We start from the raw sequence: 564 nt of genomic DNA on the forward strand, positions 1-564 counted from the left end.
GGGAGGTGAGGTCCGATGGCTGAACCGGCTTCAAAAACGTACCGCATCCAAGGTCTATCCTGCACGAATTGTGCGGCTAAGTTTGAGAATAATGTTCGTGGCCTGGAAGGAGTAAGGGACGCTAAAATCAATTTTGGCGCTTCAAAGATTTCCGTACAGGGAAGTGCGACGATTGAAGAGATAGAAAAGGCAGGAGCCTTCGATAACCTGAGAATCCGGGGAGAGCAGGAACAGGTGTCCCTTAAGGAGCCATTTTGGAAACAAAAAGAAAATATTAAGGTGGCATTCTCGGCCATCCTGTTGCTGATCAGCTGGATATTGCAAAACCAATTTGGGGAAGGAAGCATCTTTCCGGTAATTGGGTATGCGGCGGCCATCATAATTGGGGGGTATTCATTATTTCTCAATGGCTTGAAGAATCTCTTCAAACTTCGCTTCGATATGCACACCTTGATGACAGTTGCCATCATCGGTGCGGCGGTGCTCGGTGAATGGGGCGAAGGGGCGACTGTCGTCATCTTATTTGCCATCAGTGAAGCATTGGAGAAATATTCGATGGATAAA

At 47.5% G+C, this 564-nt stretch carries 1 protein-coding gene; it reads left to right on the forward strand.

Annotated features, from left to right (window positions below; genetic code table 11):
* Positions 1–15: 15 nt before the first annotated feature.
* A partial coding sequence (locus tag CVN76_RS03725; protein ID WP_198512468.1) for a cation transporter occupies positions 16–564 on the forward strand: 549 nt, incomplete at its 3' end.

Source organism: Bacillus sp. mrc49, assembly GCF_002803435.1.